We start from the raw sequence: 5,494 nt of genomic DNA on the forward strand, positions 1-5,494 counted from the left end.
GGCGCGAGGAGGCGGAGTCGCGCGCGGCGCTGGCGTCCGCGGAGCAGGCGCTCGCGGCGGCGGAGGAGGGCGTCGCGGCGGCGCGCGCGGGGCTCGGGGACGCCTCCGCGGCGCGCGAGGCCATCGCACGCCACCGCGCGAGCTGGCAGGAGGGCCTCCGCCGCGCGAGAGAGCGCGCGGAGGACGCGGCGCAGGACGATCTGGCCGCGGCGCGGGCGCGAAGGCGCTAGCGGCGCGGGACCGAGAGGTGGCTCCGGAGGAGCGCCACGAGCTCCGCGTTCTCGAACGGCTTGCGCACGAAGCCGTTCGCCCCGGCCTCGACCGCCCGCCGCGGGAGATCGGGCGAGGGGCGCGCCGAGACGATCAGGATGGGACCCGCGAAGCCGGCGGCGCGCATCCGCCGGCAGAGCTCGAGCCCGTCCATGCCCGGCATGGCCACGTCGAGGAGCACCGCCGCGGCCGTGGAGACCGCCGCGAGCGCCTCGTCGGCCGTCGAGGCGGCCGCGGAGGCGAGCCCCTCCGTCGCGAGCAGGATCCCGAGGAACTCGCAGATGTCGGGGTCGTCGTCGACGAGCAGGACGCGCGGGCCGTCCACGGTCACTCCGCGGCGAGGGAGAGGGTCGCGCGCCCCTCCACGCACTCGATGGTGATCGCCCGCGGTCTCAGGTCCCTGGGCGCCGCGGCGCCGTCCTCGCGCCGGAACGCCGCGAGCGAGAGCACCACCTTGTCCCCGGCGCGGACCGTCTTCCGGTCGCACCGCCAGCCGCCGTCGAGCGTGAACGCGACCTCGGTCCAGTGGCGATCGGAGCCGTTCTTCACGAGGAGCTGCGTCCCCATGATCGACCCGGGGAGGAGCTGCGCCTCGGCGTCGAGGCGGTTCGTCGGCCCGCCGGCCGGGCAGGACGCCCAGATCGCTCCCGCGGAGAGCAGCACCCACGCGCCGATCACGGCGGCCCGGAGGCGCATGTAGCGGGTCGAGCGGCGGTAGCCGCCGGCGAGCTCCTGGGCGAGGTCGCGCGCGACATCCTTCACGCGGTGCGCCGCGGGGAGCGGATCGGGGCGGGCCGGCTCCTTCATCGTGCGAGAGCGTACCGCCCGCCCGCCGGGGCGGACAAGGCGCAAGGGCTCCTACACCGGCGCGCCGTCGGCGGACGCGCTCGTCCCCTCGCGCCCCGGCGCCGCCACGGCGTCGCGCGTGTCGCCTCCCGCGCCGCCGATCGCGAGGTGCTGCTCGATCACCCGGCGGCGCACCTCGACGAGGAGCGCCGTCTTGTTCGGGAAGGCGCGGGGGTCGACGGGGTCCCCGAGGGCGATCCGGATCTCCCCGGGGTACACCGCGATGGCGCGCTTCGGGGTGATGCGCCCGGCGCCCGAGATCGCGACGGGGACGACCGGCACCCCGGCCTCCATCGCCACCACGAACGGCCCCTTCTTGAAGGGGTGGACGCGCAGGTCGGTGGAGCGCGTCCCCTCGGGGAACACGATGAGCGAGGTGCCGCCGCGCACCGCCGCGCCCGCCTGGCGGAGCGACTCGATGGCGCGCGCATGGTTCCCGCGATCGACCGGGATGTGACCGCCGAGCCGCATGTACAGGCCGAAGACCGGGATCTTGAACAGCTCGAGCTTCGCGATGAACCGAACGGTGCGCGGCAGCCGGGCGACGAGCGCGAGGATGTCGAGGGCGCTCTCGTGGTTGGACGCGAAGATGAGGGGTCCGTCGGGAAGCGGCGGGAGGCGGAGCACCCGGACGCGGGCCCCCGCGAGCCGGAGGATCGAGCGGGACCAGGCGAAGCGGGCGAACCACATCGCGAGCTGACCGCGGCCGAGCAGGGTGTCGGGCAGGCTGAGCAGGAAGAACGTGACCATCGAGGCCGCGGTGTAAACGAGCACCACCCAGCCCCGGATTCGCGCCCTCATTCGATCCTCGTCGCGCCGCCCGCCCGGACGGTCCCTGGCGAGGCTTATAGCACGCGCCCGGTGCACGGCCCGGGCTATGCTCGGTGCATGGAAACGCCTCTCCGCATCGCCGAGGAGGTCCGCGAGGCGCTCGCCGCGGGCAGGCCGGTGGTCGCCCTCGAGACGAGCGTCGTCGCCCAGGGACTGCCGCCGCCGCACAACCTCGACGCCGCCCGCCGCTGCGCGGCGGCCGTGCGGGCCGGGGGCGCCGTGCCGGCCGCCGTGGCGGTGCTCGACGGGCGGATCGTGGTGGGGGCGTCCGACCAGGAGCTGGCTCGGCTCGCCGATCCCTCCCGGCCGGCCGCCAAGGCGGCGGTGCGGGATCTCGCGGCGCTCCTCGCCGCCGGACGCGACGCAGGCACGACGGTCTCCGCGACCGCCGCCGTCGCCGTGCGCGCGCGTATCCCGGTGTTCGCGACGGGAGGGATCGGCGGCGTCCACCGGATCCCCGACGGCGAGCCGGCCGCCGGCGCGGCGGACGTCTCCGCCGATCTGGGCGAGCTCGCCCGCTCGCCCGTTTGCGTCGTCTGCGCGGGGCCGAAGGCGATCCTCGACGTTCCTGCGACCGCGGAGGCCCTCGAGACGCTCGGGATCCCCGTGCTCGGCTGGCGGACCTCCGAGCTGCCCGCGTTCTACTCGGAAGCGAGCGGGGTACCCCTCGAGCACCGGGTGGAGGACGGCGCCGGGGCGGCCCGCGTGCTCGCGATGCACTGGGGCGGCCTCGGGCGGCGCGAGGGCGTCGTGCTCGCGATCCCACCCCCGGAGGCCGTGCCGCGAGAGGTCATCGAGGCCGCGATCGCGGCGGCGCTCGCCGACGCCCGGGACCGCGGCGTGCGCGGCAAGGCGGTCACGCCGTTCCTGCTCGAGGCCGTCGCGCGGGCGACGCACGGGAGGGCGCGGGCGGCGAACGTCGCGCTGCTCGAGCGAAACGCCGGCGTCGCCGCCGAGGTCGCGGCGGCGCTGGCCCGAATTGGATACAATCCCGCCGGATGACGCCCCCTTCAGCGGGCGCCACCCCGATCCTCGTCGCCGACCCCGCCACGCTGTCGCAGCTCGTGGAGGCGGTCCGAGCGGAGCCGGTGGTGGCCCTCGACACAGAGTCGAACAGCTTTCACGTGTACCGCGAGCGGGTCTGCCTGCTGCAGATCTCGACGCGGTCCGCCGACTACATCCTCGATCCGCTCGCGGTGGATCCCCGCCCGCTCGGCGAGGTGCTCTGCGACGGACGCGAGACGGTGCTGCACGGCGCCGACTACGACGTGCGCTGCCTCAAGCGCGAGTACGGCTGGCGGCTGCCGCGCCTGTTCGACACGATGCTCGCTGCCCGGCGGCTCGGACGGGAGGGGCTCGGCCTGTCCGCGCTGGTGGAGGCGCACTTCGGGGTGAGGCTCTCCAAGGCGTTCCAGCGTTCGGACTGGGGACAGCGGCCGCTCAGCGCCGCGCAGCTCGCCTACGCCGCGCTCGACACGCACTTCCTGCTCACGCTCCGCGATCTCCTGGCGGCCGACCTCGAGTCGCGTGGCGCGACGGACGACGCGCGGCGCGAGTTCGACCGGGTCGCCGCGGTGGTGCCGCGCGAGCGCGTGTTCGATCCGGAGGGGTTCCGCCGCCTGCGGGGCGCGCGCGAGCTCGAGCCCGCCGGCCGGACGGTCTTGCGCGCGCTGTACCTCGCGCGCGAGGAGCGCGCGCAGGCCCTCGACCGTCCGCCGTTCAAGGTGCTGGGGGAGGACGCGATGCTCGCGATCGCGCGGCGCCTGCCGCGCGACGCCGAGGCGCTCGGCCAGATCCCGGGGGTCACGCCCTCGGTGCTGCGCCGCCTCGGCGACGAGATCCTCGCGGCCGTGCGCGCGGCGTTGATCTAACGGGGGCTGCGCCCCCGCCCCGCCGACGGCTGGCCGCCGTCGTCGGGGCCCCACCCCCGCTCGGCGGGGCCCGTGAACCTTCGCGCCCGCTGTCGCGGGTGCGCGCCTCCCTCAGAATGCCACCCCGCCGTCCGGCGCCGTGACGGCTCGCTCGGGCGCGATCGGCGCTGCCGGCTCGCCCGCCAGGGCGCGGTACACGTCCCAGTCGGCGAGCACGATCCGCACGTAGCCGCGCGTCTCCCGGTACGGGATGGACTCCACCCAGGCGTCGAGCGGCATCCCGGCGCGCGCCCGGGCCCACTCCGCCGCGGCGCCGGGGCCCGCGTTGTACGCCGCGACGGCGAGCGCGGGATCGCCGAAGCGCGCGAGCAGGAGGCCGAGGTAATGGGCACCGAGCGTGATGTTCACCTCCGGCTCCGCGAGCCGGGCGCCGAGCCCGCCCGGCAGCCCGAGCAGCGCGGCGACCCGCTCGGCCGTGGCGGGGCGCAGCTGCAGGAGCCCCTCGGCGCCCGCGCCGCTCCGGATGCCCGGCCGGAACCCGGACTCGCGCCGCATGACGGCGAGCAGCAGCGAAGGATCGACGCCCACCGCGCGGGCGCGCGACGGGACGAGCTCGGGGTAGGGCTCGGGGTGCGCCCAGCGCAGCGCGCGCCGCGTGGGGAGGAGGTGGTCGCGCGAGATCCGGAACGGGACCTCGGCGTCGCCCGCGAACGCCGCGAGCTGCGCCACCACCGGCGCGGACGCGCGGGCGCGCCAGGAGCGGGTGAGATCGGCGAGCTCCTCGAGCGCCTCGGCGCGCATCCCCAGCCCGAGCAGCTCGACCGCCACCGCGAGCCGCGCCGCGGCGGCGGCGTCCTGCAGCTCCGGCAGGGGGCGTGGGTCGGGGGGCGGCATCCTCGCGGCGGACTCGCCGAGGGCGGCGAGCCGCGCCCGCGCGAGCAGGCCGTACCACCCGTCCCCTCCGGCCGCGATCGCCGCACGGTAGAGCCGCCGCTGCTCCGGACCGGTCCGGGCGAGCCGCGCCCGCCAGTACGCCGCGGCGTCGGCGTAGGAGGTCCGATCGAGCTTCGCGAGGGCGCGCGCCGCCGCCGGGAAGCGCCCGAGGCGGTAGAGCGACCAGGCGGAGAACCAGCGCGCGTCGTCGGCGCGGCGCGAGCGCCGGTTGGCCTTCGCGAACGCCTCGAGGGCCGTCGCGGCGCGCGCGAACTGGCCGGCGTCGTAGTACAGCCACGCCGAGAGGTAGGCGGCCTCGTCTCCCAGATCGCGCTGGCGCCACTCGGGGATGCCCGGGATCGGCGCGCGCAGCGCCGCGAGCTCGGCGTAGCGGCGGCTCGCCTCGTCCACCCGGCCGGCCCTCGCCGCCGCGCGCGCGAGCACGAGCAGCGCGCCCCGCCGGTCGCTCTCGTCGGGCGCCGCGGTGAACTTCGCGGCGAGACGCTCCGCGTCGCCGTGGCGTCCGAGGGCGAGCAGCGCACCGGCGCGGAGGATGGCCGCGCGCTCCGGCGCGGCGGGCGGCTCCGCACGCTCCGCGGCGTCGAGGGCGAGGAGCGCCGCGTCGGGCCAGCCCGTGGCGAGGAGCCGGTCCGCGCGCGCGAGCTGCTCGGCCGCGGTGGCGGTCGGCACCGGACCGCCCGCCGCGCGCCACGTCTCGAGGGCCTCGCCGGCAGCGCGGCCCG

6 protein-coding genes and 1 pseudogene are annotated in these 5,494 nt (G+C 77.2%); 3 read left to right on the forward strand and 4 right to left on the reverse strand.

Annotated features, from left to right (window positions below; translation table 11 throughout):
• Positions 1–230 (forward strand): annotated as a pseudogene (locus MNZ39_RS23020) (hypothetical protein); the annotation flags it as partial.
• Here MNZ39_RS23020 and MNZ39_RS23025 read toward each other — a convergent pair.
• The 3 genes from MNZ39_RS23025 to MNZ39_RS23035 are packed head-to-tail and all read right to left on the reverse strand — an operon-like array spanning position 227 to position 1,917.
• Complete coding sequence (locus MNZ39_RS23025; protein WP_242341430.1) at positions 227–595, reverse strand: response regulator transcription factor; 369 nt, start codon at positions 593–595, stop codon at positions 227–229. The pseudogene MNZ39_RS23020 and the gene MNZ39_RS23025 overlap by 4 nt on opposite strands.
• A gap of 2 nt (positions 596–597) precedes the next feature.
• Positions 598–1,077 carry a hypothetical protein gene (locus MNZ39_RS23030; protein WP_242341431.1) on the reverse strand — a complete coding sequence of 160 codons (480 nt, stop codon included), beginning with the start codon at positions 1,075–1,077 and terminating at the stop codon, positions 598–600.
• Between the two features lie 51 nt (positions 1,078–1,128).
• Positions 1,129–1,917: a lysophospholipid acyltransferase family protein gene (locus tag MNZ39_RS23035; RefSeq protein WP_242341432.1), complete on the reverse strand. Its 789-nt coding sequence runs from the start codon at positions 1,915–1,917 to the stop codon at positions 1,129–1,131.
• Between the two features lie 87 nt (positions 1,918–2,004).
• Here MNZ39_RS23035 and MNZ39_RS23040 point away from each other — a divergent pair, with 87 nt between their 5' ends.
• Together MNZ39_RS23040 and MNZ39_RS23045 are read left to right on the forward strand one after the other, a co-directional pair.
• Positions 2,005–2,949, forward strand: a complete 945-nt coding sequence (locus MNZ39_RS23040; RefSeq protein WP_242341433.1) for a pseudouridine-5'-phosphate glycosidase — start codon at positions 2,005–2,007, stop codon at positions 2,947–2,949.
• Complete coding sequence (locus tag MNZ39_RS23045) at positions 2,946–3,818, forward strand: ribonuclease D (RefSeq protein ID WP_242341434.1); 873 nt, start codon at positions 2,946–2,948, stop codon at positions 3,816–3,818. The genes MNZ39_RS23040 and MNZ39_RS23045 overlap by 4 nt, the downstream gene beginning before the upstream one ends.
• Positions 3,819–3,929: 111 nt before the next feature.
• On the opposite strand, the gene MNZ39_RS23050 is transcribed toward MNZ39_RS23045, so the two are convergent.
• Positions 3,930–5,494, reverse strand: a 1,565-nt coding sequence (locus MNZ39_RS23050) for a lytic transglycosylase domain-containing protein (protein ID WP_242341435.1), incomplete at its 5' end; no start/stop codon positions are given.

Source organism: Anaeromyxobacter sp. SG66 (genome assembly GCF_022690805.1).
In the GTDB taxonomy this organism is placed as follows: domain Bacteria; phylum Myxococcota; class Myxococcia; order Myxococcales; family Anaeromyxobacteraceae; genus Anaeromyxobacter; species Anaeromyxobacter soli.

What these genes read in the sequence shown, in the direction of transcription:
- MNZ39_RS23030 (WP_242341431.1), bottom strand. Translation starts at nt 1,077, where the DNA reads ATGAAGGAGCCGGCCCGCCCCGATCCGCTCCCCGCGGCGCACCGCGTG.
- MNZ39_RS23040 (WP_242341433.1), top strand. Translation starts at nt 2,005, where the DNA reads ATGGAAACGCCTCTCCGCATCGCCGAGGAGGTCCGCGAGGCGCTCGCC.
- MNZ39_RS23035 (WP_242341432.1), bottom strand. Translation starts at nt 1,917, where the DNA reads ATGAGGGCGCGAATCCGGGGCTGGGTGGTGCTCGTTTACACCGCGGCC.
- MNZ39_RS23045 (WP_242341434.1), top strand. Translation starts at nt 2,946, where the DNA reads ATGACGCCCCCTTCAGCGGGCGCCACCCCGATCCTCGTCGCCGACCCC.